Genomic DNA, 17,989 nt, shown 5'->3' on the forward strand with positions numbered 1-17,989 from the left:
GTGCCGTCATGTCTGATTCCCATTCACTCATCCTAGCTCTGGTTTCCTACCTCGAACACGATGCGCTGCCTACCATCGTACTGGACACCGACTACAACATCCTCGCCGCCAATGCTGCCTATCGCCGGCAATTCGGCCGTGACGACCAGGCGCCGCTGGGTGAGAAATGCCACCGGGTTTCCCATCACTACGCCGTGCCTTGCGATCAGGCTGGCGAGCATTGCCCGATGCGCAAGGCCTGGGACAGTAAGCTGCCGGAGCGCGTACTGCACATTCACCACACCCCGCGCGGGCCCGAACATGTGGATGTGGAACTGCGGCCGATCCTGGATGAGCAGGGTAGGGTGGTGGCCTTTGTCGAGCGCCTGACCACAATCACGCTGGCCTCGGCACAGCCTCAGCAACAGGGCCTGGTCGGCCGTGCGCCGGCGTTCAAGGCCGCGCTGGGCAGCTTGCAACGGGCAGCACCCGCACAGATCCCGGTATTGCTCCAAGGCGAATCAGGCACCGGCAAAGAGCTGTTCGCCCGAGCGATCCATATGGGCAGCCCACGGGCCAATGGCCCCCTGGTAGTAGTGGACTGTACCGGCCTGACCGAGTCGCTGTTCGAGAGTGAATTGTTCGGCTACGAGAAGGGCGCCTTTACCGGTGCCCACCAACGCAAGGTCGGCCTTGCCGAAGCTGCCCATGGCGGTACGCTATTCCTCGACGAGATCGGCGAAGTGCCGCTGGCGATGCAGGTCAAATTGCTGCGTCTGATCGAGTCCGGCAGTTTCCGCCCGGTTGGTAGCACACGGACCGTGCATGCGGATTTCCGCCTGGTGTCAGCTACTCATAAACCGCTCAAGCAGATGGTGGCAGCAGGTACTTTCCGTGAAGACCTGTATTACCGCATCAGTGGTTTTCCGATCCGCTTGCCCGCGTTGCGCGAGCGGGTAGAGGACCTGCCACTGCTCGCGCAGAGCCTGTTGCAACGCATGGCTGGCAAACCCAGCGCAAGCCTGACAGCTGAGGCACTGCAGCAACTGTCACTGCATCCGTTCCCCGGCAACATTCGCGAACTGCGCAACATCCTGGAGCGGGCACGATTGTTTGCCGATGACGGGCTGATCCGGCCTGAGCACCTGCCGGAGGATATCAACCCTCAGCCAGCCGGGTTGAGCAGGGGGAACAACCTGAGTGACCTGGCCCATGCGCTGGCGCAGTTCCAAGGGCCACGCAGTGAATTGGCGCGCCACCTGGGCATGAGTGAACGCACCCTGTATCGGCGCTTGAAAGCCTTGGGGCTGAGCGCACCTTAGTTCTTTACCGGACCTTTACCTCTGGGCACGGATTACTCTGATCGAATCATGGTCTGACGTATCAACCGTACCAGGCGTCCCGATCAAACCGCCGGGCGTGAACTTGCAAGGATCGACATTCGATGAAAAAAACCATCTCCGTGCTCTGCGCCACGCTGATGCTCAGCGCACCACTGGCCAGCTTCGCTCAACCTGGCCCACCTCAGGGGCACGATGGCGGCCCATCGCACCAGGATCAGGGTCGCCCACATAAAGGGCAGCAGCAGGGGCATCCGCAGCCACAAGGCAAACCCGGCAACGGCCACGCTCAGGGCTACCGCAACCCCAACTACCGCCCGCAACCGGGTATGCCCATACCTCACCAGCAATGGCAACGCGGCCATGTTGTGGACCCGCACTACCGTGATGACCGCTACTGGGTAACTGACTGGCGCGCCCGTCACCTGTCGCCACCGCCGCGCGACCACCGCTGGTTGTACGTTAACGGCGACTACGTATTGGTGGCGATTGCGTCAGGGGTAATCGCGAACATTCTGACCGGCTATTGAAGCCTTGAAATCAGCAGCCAATAAAAAGCCCGCTTGCGCGGGCTTTTTATTGGCGGTCAATCTACCGAATCAGAAGTCCAGGTTCGATACCGACAGGGCGTTGCTCTCGATGAACTCGCGACGTGGCTCGACCGCATCACCCATCAGGGTGTTGAAGATCTGGTCCGCGGCGATCGCATCTTCGATGGTGACCTTGAGCATGCGGCGCACGGTTGGGTCCATCGTGGTTTCCCACAGCTGGTCCGGGTTCATCTCACCCAGCCCTTTGTATCGCTGAATGGTGTGACGCTTGGTGGTCTCGTTCATCAGCCAATCGAGGCCTTCCTTGAACTCGACAATCGCCTTGCGACGCTCACCGCGCTGCACGTAGGCACCTTCACCCAGCAGGCTAGCCAGCTTGGAGCCGATGTTGACCACAGTACGGTAGTCATTACTGCCGAAGAAGTCGCGGTTGAAGGTGATGTAGCTGGCCAGGCCGTGGGAGGTAATTTCCACTTCCGGCAGCCACACATTACGTTCCTTGTCTTCGCGCAGCGTGGCCTTGTACGCCAGGCCAGACTTCTGGCTGTTGTTAAGGCGCTCCTGCAGTTTAGCCAACCAGCTCTCCATGACAGCGTGGTCGCCCAGCTGCTCCAGGGTGACTTCCGGCAGGTAGATGAAGTGCTCGGTCAGCTCTTCCGGGTACAGGCGCGACAAACGCTTGAGCGTCTTCATCACGCTACGGAATTCGTTGACCAACGCTTCCAGTTGTACACCGGAAACGGCTGGCGCCGATTCGTCCAGGTGCAGGCTGGCATCTTCGAGGGCCGATTGGGTCATGTATTCTTCCATGGCCTCGTCGTCCTTGATGTACTGCTCCTGCTTGCCTTTCTTCACCTTGTACAGCGGTGGCTGCGCAATGTAGATGTAGCCACGCTCGACCAGCTCAGGCAGCTGACGGAAGAAGAAGGTCAGCAACAAGGTACGAATGTGCGAACCGTCAACGTCAGCATCGGTCATGATGATGATGTTGTGATAGCGCAGCTTGTCGATGTTGTACTCTTCGCGGCCGATGCCACAGCCCAGCGCAGTGATCAGCGTGCCCACTTCCTGGGACGAGATCATCTTGTCGAAACGCGCTTTCTCGACGTTGAGGATCTTGCCCTTCAGCGGCAGGATTGCCTGGGTACGACGGTTACGGCCTTGCTTGGCCGAACCACCTGCGGAGTCACCCTCCACCAGGTACAGTTCGGAAAGGGCAGGGTCCTTCTCCTGGCAGTCCGCCAGTTTGCCCGGCAGGCCAGCGATGTCCAGCGCACCTTTACGGCGCGTCATTTCACGAGCCTTGCGCGCTGCTTCACGGGCGCGGGCTGCGTCGATCATCTTGCCGACAACCGCTTTGGCTTCGTTCGGGTTTTCCAGCAGGAAGTCGGAGAAGTACTTGTTCATCTCCTGTTCCACGGCGGTTTTCACCTCCGAGGAGACCAGCTTGTCCTTGGTCTGCGAGCTGAACTTAGGGTCCGGTACCTTGACCGAAATAATCGCGGTCAGGCCTTCACGGGCATCGTCACCGGTGGTGGCGACCTTGTTTTTCTTCGCCAGGCCTTCCTGCTCGATGTAGCTGTTCAAGCTACGGGTCAGCGAGGAACGGAAACCGACCAGGTGAGTACCACCATCGCGCTGCGGGATGTTGTTGGTGAAGCACAGCAGGTTTTCGTTGAAGCTGTCGTTCCACTGCAGGGCGACTTCAACACCCACGCCATCGTCACGCTGCACGTTGAAGTGGAACACCTGGGAGTTGACCGGAGTCTTGTTGGTGTTCAGGTACTCAACGAACGCACGCAGGCCGCCTTCATATTTGAAGTACTCTTCCTTACCCGAGCGCTCGTCCTTCAGCAGGATACCCACGCCAGAGTTCAGGAACGACAGTTCACGAATCCGCTTGGCCAGGATGTCCCAACTGAAGTGAATGTTCTTGAAGGTTTCAGCTGACGGCTTGAAGTGGATGTGAGTACCGGTGGTTTCGCTTTCGCCCACAATGGCCATAGGCGCCTGTGGAACACCGTGTACGTAGGTCTGTTCCCAGATCTTGCCACTACGGCGAACGGTGAGTACCAGCTTCTCGGAAAGGGCGTTTACAACCGAAACACCTACACCGTGCAGACCGCCGGAAACCTTGTAGGAGTTGTCGTCGAACTTACCGCCAGCGTGCAGCACGGTCATGATGACCTCGGCTGCGGAAACGCCTTCTTCTTTATGCACGTCGACCGGAATGCCGCGACCGTTGTCGCGCACACTGATGGATTCATCCGTGTGGATGATGACGGTGATGTCATCGCAGTGCCCGGCGAGGGCTTCGTCGATCGAGTTGTCGACCACCTCGAAGACCATGTGGTGCAGGCCGCTACCGTCATCGGTGTCGCCAATGTACATGCCGGGACGCTTGCGCACGGCATCCAAACCTTTCAGCACCTTAATGCTGGAGGAGTCGTACGTTTGATTTTCGCTCATGCCTTCACTCCCGATGGTCGTGGGTCTGGGTGATACAGCCTTGTTCCACGTGGAACAAAGCAACTGGCGTTTCCGTCTGCCAGCCTTCCCTCAGTAATTCGTGATCTACACAGGTGATGAACACCTGGCAGCGTAATTCTTCAAGCAAGCGGCACAGCGCGCGGCGATGCAGATCGTCCAGTTCGGACGGCAAGTCATCCACCAGATAAATACAGTGTCCGCGGCGGGCCTGGCTAACGAGGTGACCTTGGGCAATGCGCAATGCACATACCACCAACTTTTGCTGACCACGCGACAAGATGTCGGCTGCGTTGTTGGCAGCCAGACGAAGACGTAGATCGGCACGTTGCGGACCGGCCTGGGTATGGCCCATCTGCTGATCGCGAAGAAGAGAAGAGGCGAGTACTTCGTTGAGTTCCCGGTCCTTGTCCCAGCCTCGGTAGTAGCTCAGGGTCAACCCGTCCAGCTCGACCAATTCGCTCAGGGTTTGCTCGAAGACGGGCTTCAAGGCCTTGATGTAGTTGCGACGGTATTCATCTATTTCGGCACTGGCGAGGCACAATTCCCGGTCCCAGGCCGCTTGCGAAGCTGGGTCAAGTGTACCATGCCGCAACCATGAGTTCCGCTGCCGCAGCGCCTTCTGCAGCCGTTGCCAGGCCGGCATAAAGCGGGGTTCCACGTGGAACACTCCCCAATCCAGAAACTGCCGCCGGATCTTCGGCGCACCTTCCAGTAAGCGGAAACTGTCTGGGTTGATCAGCTGTAGCGGCAAAAGCTCAGCCAGCTGAGCGGCGCTCTTGGCGTTCTGCCCGTCAATACGAATAGTGAAATCGCCTGCCCGCTCACGCGATACGCCCAGATTGGTAGTGCCACCTTCGGCCAACTGCACTTCGCCAAAAACGGTGCACGCCGCTTGCTCGTACTGAATTACAGGGTTCAGGCGAGTGCTGCGAAACGACCTGGCAAGCCCAAGCAAGTGAATCGCTTCAAGCACACTCGTCTTGCCGCTGCCGTTGGCGCCGTAGAGGATATTGATGCGCGGGGAGGGTGAGAGGGTCACCGGGTGCAGATTTCGCACCGCGGTGACCATGATACGTCTAAGGGACATTAGGCCTGCTACGTGTTACAGACGCATCGGCATGACAACGTAGGACGAGTCGTCATTGCCCGCTTCCTGCAGCAGCGCACTGCTGTTGGAGTCGGACAGAATCAGACGTACCTGTTCTGTAGTCATCACACCCAATACGTCCAGCAGGTAGCTGACGTTGAAGCCGATCTCGAGCGAGGTGCCTTCATAGTCCACGCTGATCTCTTCTTCTGCCTCTTCCTGCTCAGGGTTGTTGGCCTGAATCTTCAGCTGACCTGCAGCCAACTGCAGGCGGATACCGCGGTACTTCTCGTTAGACAAGATCGCGGTGCGGCTGAACGCTTCACGCAGCGCCTGACGGTCGCCGATCACCAGCTTGTCACCGCCCTTGGGCAGTACACGCTCGTAATCCGGGAACTTGCCGTCCACCAGTTTCGAGGTGAAGGTGAATTCGCCGGTGGTCGCACGGATGTGGTGCTGACCCAGGACGATGCTGACCATGCCTTCCGGGTCGGTCAGCAGGCGCGCCAGCTCAAGAATACCTTTACGCGGCACGATGACCTGGTGACGCTCATCCTGCTCGATGGCTGCGCTCATGGAGCACAGGGCGAGACGGTGACCATCAGTAGAGACTGCGCGCAGGGTATTACGGGATACCTCTAGCAGCATGCCGTTGAGGTAGTAACGCACGTCCTGTTGAGCCATGGCGAAACTGGTGCGCTCGATCAGGCGGCGCAGCTTGCTCTGCTCCAGGTTGCAGGTGAGCGAACCCGGGCCTTCTTCCACCGTCGGAAAGTCGTTGGCAGGCAGGGTCGACAGGGTGAAACGGCTACGGCCGGCCTTGACCAACAGCTTCTGCTCGTCGACCTTGATATCGATCAGAACGTCGTTCGGCAGGCTCTTGCAGATGTCCATCAGCTTGCGCGCCGGGACAGTGATTTCGCCGGGCTCTGCCGGCTCTTCCAGTTGCACGCGGCCTACCAGTTCGACTTCCAGGTCGGTACCGGTCAACGACAACTGCTGGCCTTGCACGACCAGCAGTACGTTGGACAGGACCGGCAAGGTCTGACGGCGCTCGACGACACCGGCGACCAGTTGCAGGGGTTTCAACAGGGCTTCGCGTTGAATGGTGAAATGCATGGTCTAGTCCCTTGCCTTCAATTAGCTGCGCTGACGGCCATCAGGTAGTCAGCGTGCGCAGCAGGTTCTTGTAGTCCTCGCGGATGTCCGCGTCGGATTCCTTCAGTTCGTTGATCTTGCGGCAGGCATGCAGCACGGTGGTGTGGTCACGGCCGCCAAACATGTCGCCGATCTCCGGCAGACTGTGGTTTGTCAGCTCCTTGGACAACGCCATGGCAACCTGACGCGGGCGCGCGACCGAGCGTGAACGGCGCTTGGACAACAGATCGGAGATCTTGATCTTGTAGTACTCAGCGACAGTGCGCTGAATGTTATCCACACTCACCAGTTTGTCTTGCAGCGCCAGCAAGTCCTTCAGCGATTCACGAATCAGCTCGATGGTGATGTCGCGGCCCATGAAGTGCGAGTGGGCGATAACCCGCTTCAATGCGCCTTCAAGCTCACGCACGTTGGAGCGAATACGCTGGGCGATGAAGAACGCCGCATCGTGCGGCAGCTCGACCTTTGCCTGGTCGGCCTTCTTCATCAGGATCGCCACGCGGGTTTCCAGCTCCGGCGGCTCCACGGCCACCGTCAACCCCCACCCGAAACGCGACTTCAGGCGCTCTTCCAGGCCTTCGATCTCTTTCGGATAGCGGTCGCTGGTAAGAATCACCTGCTGACCACCTTCAAGCAGCGCGTTGAAGGTGTGGAAAAACTCCTCCTGCGAGCGCTCCTTGCGGGCGAAGAACTGGATGTCATCGATCAGCAACGCATCGACCGAACGGTAGAAGCGTTTGAATTCATTGATCGCATTGAGCTGCAAGGCCTTGACCATGTCGGCGACGAAACGCTCGGAATGCAGGTAGACCACCTTGGCATTCGGGTTCTTCTTCAACAGGTGGTTACCCACAGCGTGCATCAGGTGCGTCTTGCCCAGGCCTACGCCGCCATACAAAAACAGCGGGTTGTAACCGTGCTTGGGGTTGTCGGCAACCTGCCAGGCAGCAGCGCGGGCCAGTTGGTTCGACTTACCTTCGACGAACGTTTCGAAGGTGAAGGTGCGGTTCAGGTAGCTGGTGTGCTTGAGCGCACCTTCTACCTGCACGTTGCGCTGTTCGGTGCGACCCGATGCGACGGGTGCCGGAGCGCTGTCGGCCATCGAGTCATAAGTGTCGCGCGAAGACGGCTCGGCCGGGTCGTTGGCCATCACTGGCTCGGCCACCGGCGACGACACTGGGCCAGCGACCGCCATGACGGGTGCGGCTGCAGGTTGCGCAGGATTCTGCGCAAGAGAAGCAGCTACCGCCGCGCTGACAGGTGCATTAGGTGCAGCGCGCGGGGCGGAGCTGCGACGGCTGCCTATTAACAAGGAAAGGGCAGGCGCAATGCCGGTCCCGTTCTCACCCAACAGTTCGAGCAGACGGCCGAGGTACTTTTCATTCACCCAATCGAGAACGAAACGGTTAGGCGCATACACGCGCAACTCGTCGCCTTCGGCTTCGACCTGTAGTGGACGGATCCAGGTGTTGAATTGCTGGGCAGGCAGTTCATCGCGCAGAAGCTCCACGCACTGCTGCCAAAGTTCCACTGACACGGATATCCCCTGAGTTTGAAAGCCGGATGAGGCAAAAACAAACCGCCATTGTACCGGTCGAGCGACCAGTTATCCACATGTGGAAACATTCAGAGTCATGACAAAACAGCCATTTAGCGACCAAAAAGGCACTTCTGCACTGTGAATAAGCTCTGTGGATAACCGTACCTGAGGGCTATGCACAACCCTGGGGTGAGCCCTGTTGATAACTCACCTGTGGATAATGACGCTTTTCATCCACAGGCTATGCTCAGCCGTGACACAAGCGCAGCACCGGTTGTGGACAACGTTTCAAAACTCTGTACAGCCCATGAGCCATGGCCTCTAGGGTTTTATCCACAGATACTTATCCACTTAAGATTTATAAGTTATTCAAAAAAGCTTTTTATATGTCTCTTCTTTTTTTTCATTTTGTCGTCCGTCTGCCTGCTCGGTCATGCTCCGCCCCGACGAACGTTGGAAGGGGTCAGCCACAGCACCATCCATAAGGAAAGGCTGGTTGGAAATTGACCTATTGGCTTGCTTTCTCTAGAATCGCCGATCTCTTAAAAAGGGGGCCATTCCGGCCCGTTGTCGACAAACCCAGGTAACAACGCCATGAAACGTACTTTCCAACCAAGCACCATCAAGCGCGCTCGCACCCACGGCTTCCGTGCCCGTATGGCAACCAAGAACGGCCGCGCTGTTCTGTCGCGTCGTCGTGCCAAAGGCCGTAAGCGTCTGGCCATTTGATTTTTCGGCACAGGTGGTGAGTCAGGACTTCAGTCGGGAAAAGCGACTGCTTACACCCCGGCACTTCAAAGCGGTCTTCGACTCCCCAACCGGCAAGGTTCCAGGGAAAAACCTGCTGATCCTTGCTCGCGAGAACGGTCTCGATCACCCACGCCTCGGCTTGGTGATCGGCAAGAAGAGCGTCAAGCTCGCTGTTCAACGCAATCGCCTCAAGCGCTTGATGCGCGATTCCTTCCGTCTGCACCAGCACATGCTGGCTGGCCTGGACATAGTGATCGTCGCGCGCAAGGGATTGGGTGAGATAGAAAACCCGGAATTGCACCAACACTTTGGCAAGCTCTGGAAACGCCTGGCGCGCAGCCGGCCCACTCCAGCGGCAGACGCCAATTCCGCAGGGGTAGACAGTCAAAATGCGTAAACTGGCCCTCGTTCCGATCCAGTTTTACCGTTACGCCATCAGTCCTCTGATGGCCAGCCACTGTCGTTTCTACCCCAGTTGCTCCTGTTATGCGTTAGAAGCCATTGAAACTCATGGCCTCTTGCGTGGCGGGTGGCTAACCGTTCGTCGCCTGGGGCGTTGTCATCCGTGGAACGACGGTGGTTTCGATCCCGTTCCCCCCGCGCCTTCCTCCCGAACTTCTTCGATAGCCGAGTAATCATGGATATTAAACGCACGATCCTGATCGCCGCCCTGGCAATCGTGTCCTACGTCATGGTCCTGAAGTGGAACGATGACTACGGCCAGGCTGCCCTGCCGACTCAGAATACTGCTGCCAGCACAGTTGCTCCGGGCCTGCCCGATGGCGTACCTGCCGCAAACAACGGCGCCAGCGCCGATGTACCGAGCGCCAACGGCGAGGCGAGCCCTGCCGAACTGGCACCCGTTGCACTCAGCAAGGATCTGATCCGGGTCAAGACCGATGTGCTGGAACTGGCTATCGACCCAGTCGGCGGTGACATCGTCCAGCTGAACCTGCCGAAGTACCCACGCCGTCAGGACCATCCGGACATTCCGTTCCAGCTGTTCGACAACGGTGGCGAGCGTGTGTACCTGGCCCAGAGCGGCCTGACCGGCGCCAATGGCCCGGATGCCCGTTCTACCGGCCGTCCGCTCTATGCAGCCGAGCAGAAGTCCTACCAGCTGGCCAACGGCCAGGAACAACTGGTAGTCGACCTGAAGTTCAGCGACAACGGCGTCAACTACATCAAGCGCTTCAGCTTCAAGCGCGGTGAGTACGACCTGAACGTCAGCTACCTGATCGACAACCAGAGCGGCCAGGCCTGGAGCGGCAACATGTTTGCCCAGCTCAAGCGTGACGCCAGCGGCGATCCATCTTCGAGCACTGCAACCGGTACTGCCACCTACCTGGGCGCTGCCCTGTGGACAGCCGGTGAGCCGTACAAGAAAGTGTCGATGAAGGACATCGACAAAGGTAGTTTGAAAGAAAATGTGTCCGGCGGCTGGGTTGCCTGGCTGCAGCACTACTTCGTGACTGCTTGGATCCCTGCCAAGTCCGACAACAACGTTGTTCAGACGCGCAAGGACAGCCAGGGCAACTACATCATCGGCTACACCGGCCCAACCATCAGCGTACCTGCTGGCGGCAAGGTCGAAACCAGCGCGATGCTGTACGCCGGTCCGAAAATTCAGTCCAAGCTCAAGGAGTTGTCCCCAGGCCTGGAACTGACCGTCGACTACGGCTTCCTGTGGTTCATCGCCCAGCCGATCTTCTGGCTGCTGCAACATATCCACAGCCTGTTGGGTAACTGGGGCTGGTCTATCATCGTCCTGACCATGCTTATCAAGGGCCTGTTCTTCCCGCTGTCGGCTGCCAGCTACCGCTCGATGGCGCGTATGCGTGCCGTTGCGCCGAAGCTTGCTGCGCTGAAGGAACGCTTCGGTGACGATCGCCAGAAGATGTCCCAGGCGATGATGGAGCTGTACAAAAAAGAGAAGATCAACCCGCTGGGTGGCTGCCTGCCGATCCTGGTTCAGATGCCAGTATTCCTGGCCCTGTACTGGGTACTGCTGGAAAGCGTAGAGATGCGCCAAGCCCCGTGGATGCTGTGGATCACCGACCTGTCGATCAAGGATCCGTTCTTCATCCTGCCGATCATCATGGGCGCCACCATGTTCATCCAGCAGCGCCTGAACCCGACGCCGCCGGATCCGATGCAGGCCAAGGTGATGAAAATGATGCCAATCATCTTCACCTTCTTCTTCCTGTGGTTCCCGGCTGGCCTGGTGCTGTACTGGGTTGTGAACAACTGCCTGTCGATTTCGCAGCAGTGGTACATCACCCGCCGTATCGAGGCAGCGACCAAAAAAGCTGCTGCTTGACGGGCTACTGCGCTAGCCTGTGAATAAAAACGCCCCCTCGGGGGCGTTTTTGCTATCTGTCGTTTTTGTCGTAGAGGCTTTCGAGCATGAACACTGTGCGTGAAACCATCGCTGCCATCGCTACTGCCCAAGGCCGCGGAGGCGTGGGCATCGTCAGGCTGTCCGGGCCACTGGCGGCCCAGGCTGGCCAGCTCATTACCGGCCGCACGCTGACGCCGCGCCACGCCCATTACGGCCCGTTCCGCGACCAGGAAGGGCTGGTGCTGGATGAGGGCATTGCGCTGTTCTTCCCTGGGCCGAACTCGTTCACCGGCGAAGACGTGCTCGAGTTGCAAGGGCACGGCGGCCCGGTGGTACTGGACATGCTACTGCAGCGTTGCGTACAGGTCGGCTGCCGGCTGGCGCGCCCCGGCGAGTTCAGCGAGCGGGCATTCCTCAACGACAAGCTCGACTTGGCCCAGGCCGAAGCCATCGCCGACCTGATCGAGGCCAGCTCCAGCCAGGCGGCGCGCAATGCCCTGCGCTCGCTCCAGGGCGAATTTTCCAAACGTGTGCACAGCCTTACCGAAGCGCTGATCGCGTTACGTATCTACGTCGAGGCGGCCATCGACTTCCCTGAGGAAGAAATCGACTTCCTCGCCGATGGCCATGTCCTGTCGATGCTCGATACCGTGCGCGCCGAGTTGTCCACAGTGCAGCGTGAAGCCGGGCAGGGTGCATTGCTGCGCGACGGCATGACAGTCGTGATTGCCGGCAGGCCCAATGCTGGCAAGTCGAGCTTGCTGAACACCCTCGCCGGGCGTGAGGCGGCTATCGTCACCGACATCGCCGGCACCACTCGGGACATTCTGCGTGAACATATCCACATCGACGGCATGCCGCTGCATGTGGTCGATACAGCGGGCTTGCGCGACACCGACGACCATGTGGAAAAGATTGGTGTAGAACGCGCGCTCAAGGCCATTGGAGAGGCCGATCGGGTGTTGTTGGTGGTTGACTCCACCGCGCCGGAAGCCAGCAACCCGTTTGCCCTGTGGCCTGAGTTTCTGGACCAGCGGCCCGAGCCGGGCAAGGTCACGCTGATACGTAACAAGGCTGATCTCAGTGGCGAGCAGGTGGGGCTTGAGCAGTGCGACGACGGCCACGTGACGATCACTTTGAGCGCCAAGGGCGACGACCAGGGGCTGCAGTTGCTGCGCGATCACCTGAAGGCGTGCATGGGCTATGAACAGACCGCCGAGAGCGGCTTCAGCGCCCGTCGCAGGCACCTGGATGCCCTGCAACAGGCCAGCACCCACCTGGAACACGGCCGTGCGCAATTGACGCTGGCCGGTGCTGGAGAGCTGCTGGCCGAGGACCTGCGTCAGGCACAACAAGCCCTTGCCGAGATCACTGGGGCGTTCAGTTCCGATGACCTGCTAGGGCGGATCTTCTCCAGTTTCTGCATCGGTAAATAGATTTTTTTCGCCAAACCATCCACAGCCGCTCCCTATGGAGCGGCTTTTTTTTGCCTGAAATTTGGGAAATACAGAGGCTTGAAGCGTACCTGGGCAAGAAAATTGCCAGCGACAACCGTAAATCGACGCTCAGGAGCCCTGTGGAAAACTCACCATAGGCTCAGTTGATAACCATGCTTTTTTTTTGAGGACAAAACCGCTTGTGGGTAAATAGGCATTTCATCCACAGGCTAAATCGGCTTATCCAGAGCCCTCAGGGCACTCCAGGCACAGGGTTTAATTTTGCTGTACACAGCGAGTATATTGGGCTACAGAACCTTATCCACAGAACAAGGCCTGCATAAGAATAAACATAAAAACAAAGCTTTTTAAATTTCTTCTCTGTGATTTCTGTTGTCTGCCACTCATCCACAGCCTGGTCAAAATTTGCCCATAAGGTTTCTTTAGAGGGGGTGAAGTCCCTATACTTGTCCGCTTACCTTCTCTATTCGCAAAAACAGGCACGAGGTGCGTGGTGGATTTCCCTTCCCGTTTTGAAGTGATCGTCATCGGCGGCGGCCATGCCGGTACCGAGGCTGCGCTTGCGTCTGCACGCATGGGTGTAAAAACCCTGCTGCTGACCCATAACGTGGAAACCCTCGGTCACATGAGCTGCAACCCCGCCATCGGTGGCATTGGCAAAAGCCATCTGGTCAAAGAGATCGATGCGCTCGGCGGTGCAATGGCACTGGCCACCGACAAGAGCGGCATCCAGTTCCGCGTCCTGAACAACCGCAAGGGGCCGGCCGTGCGCGCCACCCGTGCACAGGCAGACCGCGCCATCTACAAGGCTGTGGTACGCGAGATTCTGGAAAACCAGCCCAACCTGTGGATATTCCAGCAGTCCTGTGACGACCTGATCGTCGAGCAGGACCAGGTCAAAGGCGTGGTCACGCAGATGGGCCTGCGCTTTTTCGCCGACTCCGTCGTACTGACTACCGGCACTTTCCTCGGCGGCCTTATCCACATTGGCCTGCAGAACCATTCCGGTGGCCGTGCCGGCGATCCACCTTCGATTGCCCTGGCGCACCGCATGCGTGAACTGCCGCTGCGCGTCGGCCGCCTGAAAACCGGCACCCCACCGCGTATCGATGGGCGTTCGGTGGACTTTTCGGTCATGACCGAGCAACCGGGCGACACGCCGATCCCGGTCATGTCGTTCATGGGCAACGCGGCGATGCACCCGCGCCAAGTCAGCTGCTGGATCACCCACACCAACGCGCGCACCCACGAAATCATCGCCTCGAACCTCGACCGTTCGCCGATGTATTCCGGTGTAATCGAAGGCGTCGGCCCACGTTACTGCCCGTCGATCGAAGACAAGATCCATCGCTTTGCCGACAAGGAAAGCCACCAGGTGTTCATCGAGCCGGAAGGCCTGACCACCCACGAGCTTTACCCCAACGGGATTTCAACTTCGTTGCCGTTCGACGTGCAGCTGCAACTGGTTCGCTCGATCCGTGGCATGGAAAACGCCCACATCGTCCGCCCGGGCTATGCGATCGAGTACGACTACTTCGACCCGCGTGACCTCAAGTACAGCCTCGAGACCAAAGTCATCGGCGGCCTGTTCTTTGCGGGCCAGATCAACGGCACAACCGGTTACGAAGAAGCCGGCGCCCAGGGCCTGTTGGCCGGGACCAACGCCGCGTTACGCGCACAGGGCCGCGAAAGCTGGTGCCCGCGCCGTGACGAGGCGTACATCGGGGTACTGGTCGACGACCTGATCACCCTGGGTACCCAGGAGCCGTACCGCATGTTCACGTCGCGTGCCGAATACCGGCTGATCCTGCGTGAAGACAACGCCGACCTGCGCCTGACCGAGAAAGGCCGTGAGCTTGGCCTGATTGACGACGAGCGCTGGGCGGCGTTCTGCGCCAAGCGCGACGGCATCGAGCGCGAAGAACAACGCTTGAAGTCGACCTGGGTCCGCCCGAACACACCGCAAGGCCAGGCCGTTGTGGATAAGTTCGGTACCCCACTGAGCCACGAATACAGCCTGCTCAACCTGCTGGCGCGCCCGGAAATCGACTACGCCGGGCTGATCGAAGCCACCGGCGGTGAGGTGATCGATCCACAGGTTGCCGAACAGGTCGAGATCAAGACCAAGTACGCCGGTTACATCGACCGCCAGCAGGATGAGATCGCGCGCCTGCGGGCCAGCGAAGACACCCGCCTGCCTGTGGATATCGACTACACCACGATTTCCGGCCTGTCCAAGGAGATTCAGGGCAAGCTCGGCCAGACTCGCCCGGAAACCCTGGGCCAGGCTTCGCGTATCCCAGGCGTCACGCCTGCGGCGATTTCCCTGTTGCTGATTCATCTGAAAAAACGCGGCGCTGGCCGCGAATTGGAGCAAAGCGCTTGAGTTCCCTGGTCACCCTGCAACACGCTGAAGAGTTGTCCACAGGCGCGCGCCAGCTCGGTGTCGAGCTGAGCGCCGAACAACATGAACGTCTGCTTGGCTACCTGGCCTTGTTGATCAAGTGGAACAAAGCGTACAACCTGACCGCGGTGCGCGACCCGGACGAGATGGTTTCGCGCCATCTGCTCGACAGCCTCAGCGTCATGGAATTTATCCACAACGAGCGCGACAGCTGGCTGGATGTCGGCAGCGGTGGTGGCATGCCGGGTATTCCCTTGGCTATCCTGCACCCGCACAAACGCGTCACCGTGCTGGATGCCAATGGCAAGAAAACCCGTTTCCTCACCCAGGTGAAAATGGAGTTGAAGCTCGACAACCTCACAGTTATCCACAGCAGGGTCGAGGCCTTCCAGCCGCCACAGCCGTTCAGCGGCATCATCTCCCGCGCCTTCAGCAGCATGGAGAACTTCACCAACTGGACCCGCCACTTGGGCGACACCGGGACGCAATGGCTTGCAATGAAGGGGCTGCATCCTGCCGATGAACTGGTAGCATTGCCCGCAGACTTCACAGTGGAAAGCGAGCAGGCCCTGACCGTTCCAGGTTGCCAGGGCCAGCGCCATCTGCTGATACTGCGCCGCAAGGCATGACTGGGAACACACGCAACAATGGCTAAGGTATTCGCAATCGCGAACCAGAAAGGTGGTGTGGGTAAAACCACCACCTGTATCAATCTCGCTGCATCGCTGGCCGCGACCAAACGTCGTGTGCTGCTGATCGACCTCGATCCGCAGGGCAACGCCACCATGGGCAGCGGCGTGGACAAACATGAACTCGAGCACTCGGTCTACGACCTGCTGATCGGGGAATGCGACCTTGCCCAGGCCATGCACTACTCCGAGCACGGCGGCTTCCAGTTGTTGCCGGCTAACCGCGACCTGACTGCCGCGGAAGTGGTGCTGCTGGAAATGCAGGTCAAGGAGAGCCGCCTGCGCAATGCCCTGGCGCCGATCCGCGAGAACTACGACTACATCCTCATCGATTGCCCACCGTCGCTGTCGATGCTGACGCTCAACGCGCTGGTCGCTTCGGATGGGGTGATTATCCCAATGCAGTGCGAGTACTACGCACTGGAAGGTCTCAGCGACCTTGTGGATAACATCAAGCGCATTGCCGCTCGTCTGAATCCTCAGCTGAAGATCGAAGGCTTGTTGCGGACCATGTACGACCCGCGGCTGAGCCTGAACAACGATGTTTCGGCGCAGCTCAAGGAACACTTCGGCGAGCAGCTGTACGACACCGTCATTCCGCGCAACATCCGCCTGGCCGAGGCACCGAGCTTCGGCATGCCGGCGCTGGCGTACGACAAGCAATCGCGTGGCGCATTGGCCTACCTGGCCCTGGCCGGGGAACTGGTTCGCCGTCAACGCCGTCAATCACGCACTGCACAGACAACTTAAGGAATCCGCATGGCCGTTAAGAAACGGGGTCTCGGACGTGGGTTGGATGCACTGCTCAGTGGTCCGTCCGTCAGCGCGCTCGAAGAGCAGGCTGTGAAGATCGACCAGAAAGAACTGCAACACCTGCCGGTCGAGCTGATCCAGCGTGGCAAATACCAGCCGCGCCGGGACATGGATCCGCAAGCGCTGGAAGAGCTGGCGCACTCGATCCGCACCCATGGCGTGATGCAGCCGATCGTGGTGCGCCCGGTCGATGGCAACCGCTTCGAGATCATTGCCGGTGAGCGCCGCTGGCGCGCCACGCAGCAGGCCGGGCTGGACACCATTCCGGCAATGGTCCGTGAAGTGCCGGACGAAGCCGCTATCGCCATGGCCCTGATCGAGAACATCCAGCGCGAGGACCTCAACCCGCTGGAAGAGGCCCTGGCACTGCAGCGCCTGCAGCAGGAGTTCGAGTTGACCCAGCAGCAGGTAGCCGATGCCGTCGGCAAGTCGCGGGTTACCGTGGCCAACTTGCTGCGCCTGATTTCGCTGCCTGAAGCGATCAAGACGATGCTCGCCCACGGCGATCTGGAAATGGGCCACGCCCGTGCTTTGCTCGGCCTGGAAGAAGATCGGCAGGAAGAGGGGGCGCGTCATGTTGTCGCACGCGGCCTCACCGTGCGCCAAACCGAGGCACTGGTGCGCCAGTGGCTCAGCGGCAAACCTGATCCGGTAGAACCGAGCAAACCTGATCCGGATATCGAGCGCCTTGAACAGCGGCTCGCAGAGCGCCTGGGCTCCCCCGTGCAGATACGTCATGGGAACAAGGGAAAAGGCCAGTTGGTTATTCGATATAATTCGCTTGACGAGTTGCAGGGCGTCCTTGCTCACATCCGCTGAAACAATTCCCGTTGTAGCGCGCAGTCGGAAATCACTACCGAAGAGTTGAATAGGGGTTAATCCACCCCTATACTCTGCGCGCATTTTGTCGGCACAAATTATGCCAAGTCGATACTGACTTGTTGGTCGACTTCCGAGGAGCAGTTGTGATGGAAATCCGCACGCCAAACCGCCTGCCTTTCCATCGCTGGGCGGTTTTTCCGGTACTGTTGGCTCAATTTGTCGTACTGCTGCTGGCAACGTTGGTGTTGTGGCAGTGGAAAGGGGCGGTCAGTGGATATTCAGGTCTCTGCGGAGGTTTGATTGCCTGGCTACCCAACATGTATTTCGCCTGGAAGGCTTTTCGCTTTAGCGGAGCCCGGGCGGCACAAGCCATCGTCAAGTCGTTTTACGCAGGCGAGGCTGGCAAGATGATTTTGACGGCAGTGCTGTTCGCACTGACCTTCGCAGGAGTGAAGCCACTGGCGCCGTTAGCAGTATTCGGCGTCTTCGTGTTGACCCTTTTGGTCAGCTGGTTTGCGCCCCTGCTGATGAATAAAAGACTTTCGAGACCTTAGGGCGTTTGAGGCAA

The 17,989-nt window shown here is 59.1% G+C and carries 16 protein-coding genes; 12 read left to right on the plus strand and 4 right to left on the minus strand.

Translation table 11 applies throughout. The features are described 5' to 3' along the window. Window positions 1-8 precede the first annotated feature (8 nt). Entirely contained in the window at window positions 9-1,301 is a 1,293-nt protein-coding gene (locus ACFY68_RS03055; RefSeq protein WP_387523189.1) for a sigma-54 interaction domain-containing protein, read from the plus strand. A 122-nt stretch (window positions 1,302-1,423) separates the two neighbouring features. Beyond that, the gene (locus ACFY68_RS03060; protein ID WP_387523190.1) at window positions 1,424-1,849 is read left to right on the plus strand and encodes an RcnB family protein; all 426 of its coding nucleotides are present in this window, start codon (window positions 1,424-1,426) and stop codon (window positions 1,847-1,849) included. A gap of 69 nt (window positions 1,850-1,918) precedes the next feature. Here ACFY68_RS03060 and gyrB read toward each other — a convergent pair whose 3' ends face one another. Genes gyrB through dnaA form a run of 4 tightly spaced genes read right to left on the minus strand, consistent with a single transcriptional unit; the run spans window position 1,919 to window position 8,142 of the window. Further along, window positions 1,919-4,339: a DNA topoisomerase (ATP-hydrolyzing) subunit B gene (gene gyrB, locus ACFY68_RS03065; protein ID WP_346612736.1), complete on the minus strand. Its 2,421-nt coding sequence runs from the start codon at window positions 4,337-4,339 to the stop codon at window positions 1,919-1,921. 4 nt (window positions 4,340-4,343) lie between these two features. Beyond that, the gene (gene recF / locus ACFY68_RS03070; RefSeq protein WP_387523193.1) at window positions 4,344-5,447 is read right to left on the minus strand and encodes a DNA replication/repair protein RecF; all 1,104 of its coding nucleotides are present in this window, start codon (window positions 5,445-5,447) and stop codon (window positions 4,344-4,346) included. A gap of 15 nt (window positions 5,448-5,462) precedes the next feature. Then, window positions 5,463-6,566 carry a DNA polymerase III subunit beta gene (gene dnaN, locus ACFY68_RS03075; protein WP_346612734.1) on the minus strand — a complete coding sequence of 368 codons (1,104 nt, stop codon included), beginning with the start codon at window positions 6,564-6,566 and terminating at the stop codon, window positions 5,463-5,465. 40 nt (window positions 6,567-6,606) lie between these two features. Further along, window positions 6,607-8,142, minus strand: coding sequence for a chromosomal replication initiator protein DnaA (gene dnaA / locus ACFY68_RS03080; protein ID WP_387523195.1), 1,536 nt, complete (start codon window positions 8,140-8,142; stop codon window positions 6,607-6,609). A gap of 597 nt (window positions 8,143-8,739) precedes the next feature. Between dnaA and rpmH the strand changes: the two genes are divergently transcribed. From rpmH to ACFY68_RS03130, 10 genes are all read left to right on the plus strand, one after another. Next, window positions 8,740-8,874, plus strand: a complete 135-nt coding sequence (gene rpmH, locus ACFY68_RS03085; protein WP_003253163.1) for a 50S ribosomal protein L34 — start codon at window positions 8,740-8,742, stop codon at window positions 8,872-8,874. Between the two features lie 13 nt (window positions 8,875-8,887). Next, a complete protein-coding gene (rnpA, locus tag ACFY68_RS03090; protein ID WP_346612860.1) occupies window positions 8,888-9,292 on the plus strand; it encodes a ribonuclease P protein component in 405 nt (134 codons plus the stop codon). After that, window positions 9,285-9,530 carry a membrane protein insertion efficiency factor YidD gene (gene yidD / locus ACFY68_RS03095; RefSeq protein ID WP_080516506.1) on the plus strand — a complete coding sequence of 82 codons (246 nt, stop codon included), beginning with the start codon at window positions 9,285-9,287 and terminating at the stop codon, window positions 9,528-9,530. Before rnpA ends, yidD begins: the two co-directional genes overlap by 8 nt. Window positions 9,531-9,532: 2 nt before the next feature. Then, on the plus strand, window positions 9,533-11,215 hold the full coding sequence (yidC, locus tag ACFY68_RS03100) for a membrane protein insertase YidC (RefSeq protein ID WP_387523197.1): 1,683 nt from the start codon (window positions 9,533-9,535) through the stop codon (window positions 11,213-11,215). Between the two features lie 86 nt (window positions 11,216-11,301). Beyond that, window positions 11,302-12,672 carry a tRNA uridine-5-carboxymethylaminomethyl(34) synthesis GTPase MnmE gene (mnmE, locus tag ACFY68_RS03105; RefSeq protein WP_387523199.1) on the plus strand — a complete coding sequence of 457 codons (1,371 nt, stop codon included), beginning with the start codon at window positions 11,302-11,304 and terminating at the stop codon, window positions 12,670-12,672. 514 nt (window positions 12,673-13,186) lie between these two features. Next, complete coding sequence (mnmG, locus tag ACFY68_RS03110) at window positions 13,187-15,079, plus strand: tRNA uridine-5-carboxymethylaminomethyl(34) synthesis enzyme MnmG (protein ID WP_346612730.1); 1,893 nt, start codon at window positions 13,187-13,189, stop codon at window positions 15,077-15,079. After that, the gene (rsmG, locus tag ACFY68_RS03115) at window positions 15,076-15,726 is read left to right on the plus strand and encodes a 16S rRNA (guanine(527)-N(7))-methyltransferase RsmG (RefSeq protein ID WP_387523201.1); all 651 of its coding nucleotides are present in this window, start codon (window positions 15,076-15,078) and stop codon (window positions 15,724-15,726) included. The genes mnmG and rsmG overlap by 4 nt, the downstream gene beginning before the upstream one ends. 18 nt (window positions 15,727-15,744) lie before the next feature. Continuing rightward, window positions 15,745-16,536 (plus strand): ParA family protein, encoded by a 792-nt coding sequence (locus ACFY68_RS03120; RefSeq protein WP_016394317.1) that lies wholly within the window; start codon window positions 15,745-15,747, stop codon window positions 16,534-16,536. 9 nt (window positions 16,537-16,545) lie between these two features. Beyond that, window positions 16,546-17,418: a ParB/RepB/Spo0J family partition protein gene (locus tag ACFY68_RS03125; protein WP_346612728.1), complete on the plus strand. Its 873-nt coding sequence runs from the start codon at window positions 16,546-16,548 to the stop codon at window positions 17,416-17,418. Between the two features lie 149 nt (window positions 17,419-17,567). Beyond that, complete coding sequence (locus tag ACFY68_RS03130) at window positions 17,568-17,975, plus strand: F0F1 ATP synthase subunit I (protein ID WP_012316950.1); 408 nt, start codon at window positions 17,568-17,570, stop codon at window positions 17,973-17,975. Window positions 17,976-17,989 lie beyond the last annotated feature (14 nt).

The sequence above is a fragment of the Pseudomonas sp. NPDC012596 genome, from assembly GCF_042902325.1.
In the GTDB taxonomy this organism is placed as follows: domain Bacteria; phylum Pseudomonadota; class Gammaproteobacteria; order Pseudomonadales; family Pseudomonadaceae; genus Aquipseudomonas.

Excerpts from the sequence above, each read along its gene's own strand:
- ACFY68_RS03055 (WP_387523189.1), top strand. The coding sequence starts at position 9 with ATGTCTGATTCCCATTCACTCATCCTAGCTCTGGTTTCCTACCTCGAA.
- ACFY68_RS03060 (WP_387523190.1), top strand. The coding sequence starts at position 1,424 with ATGAAAAAAACCATCTCCGTGCTCTGCGCCACGCTGATGCTCAGCGCA.
- gyrB (WP_346612736.1), bottom strand. The coding sequence starts at position 4,339 with ATGAGCGAAAATCAAACGTACGACTCCTCCAGCATTAAGGTGCTGAAA.
- recF (WP_387523193.1), bottom strand. The coding sequence starts at position 5,447 with ATGTCCCTTAGACGTATCATGGTCACCGCGGTGCGAAATCTGCACCCG.
- dnaN (WP_346612734.1), bottom strand. The coding sequence starts at position 6,566 with ATGCATTTCACCATTCAACGCGAAGCCCTGTTGAAACCCCTGCAACTG.
- rpmH (WP_003253163.1), top strand. The coding sequence starts at position 8,740 with ATGAAACGTACTTTCCAACCAAGCACCATCAAGCGCGCTCGCACCCAC.
- yidD (WP_080516506.1), top strand. The coding sequence starts at position 9,285 with ATGCGTAAACTGGCCCTCGTTCCGATCCAGTTTTACCGTTACGCCATC.
- yidC (WP_387523197.1), top strand. The coding sequence starts at position 9,533 with ATGGATATTAAACGCACGATCCTGATCGCCGCCCTGGCAATCGTGTCC.
- mnmE (WP_387523199.1), top strand. The coding sequence starts at position 11,302 with ATGAACACTGTGCGTGAAACCATCGCTGCCATCGCTACTGCCCAAGGC.
- ACFY68_RS03120 (WP_016394317.1), top strand. The coding sequence starts at position 15,745 with ATGGCTAAGGTATTCGCAATCGCGAACCAGAAAGGTGGTGTGGGTAAA.
- ACFY68_RS03125 (WP_346612728.1), top strand. The coding sequence starts at position 16,546 with ATGGCCGTTAAGAAACGGGGTCTCGGACGTGGGTTGGATGCACTGCTC.
- ACFY68_RS03130 (WP_012316950.1), top strand. The coding sequence starts at position 17,568 with ATGGAAATCCGCACGCCAAACCGCCTGCCTTTCCATCGCTGGGCGGTT.